The sequence below is a fragment of the Bacillus sp. SIMBA_031 genome (assembly GCF_046535225.1).
Classification (GTDB): domain Bacteria; phylum Bacillota; class Bacilli; order Bacillales; family Bacillaceae; genus Bacillus; species Bacillus velezensis.
The window spans coordinates 1-235 of record NZ_JAWRXC010000687.1 but is presented as its reverse complement, the minus strand read 5'-3'; the positions used below and the strand labels follow the sequence as shown (position 1 = coordinate 235).

At 63.0% G+C, this 235-nt stretch carries 1 protein-coding gene; it reads right to left on the bottom strand.

Going from position 1 to position 235, the window contains the following annotated elements; all coding sequences use genetic code 11:
* The coding region (locus SB724_RS21820) for a hypothetical protein (RefSeq protein ID WP_410573165.1) at positions 1–235 on the bottom strand (235 nt) is incomplete at both ends.

The following is a 235-nucleotide window of genomic DNA, read 5'->3' as shown; positions in this document are numbered from 1 at the left end:
ATCGTGCTTTGGGTGATCTGCAGGAAGATGAGGCCGGCCGACTGGGCGACGTCGTCGAAGCGTTCGCGGTCGTTCTTCGTGTAGCCCTGCATTTCCGGCCAGGTCAGATACAAGTCGGCGCGCTCGGCGACGCCGGCACGGCGCTGGCTCGGGAAGCGAATCGTATTTTCCGAAAGGTTGAGCGTGTCGCGGCCGATCGTGATGCTGACGGCCTGGGTGCTGTCGCTATTGCCTG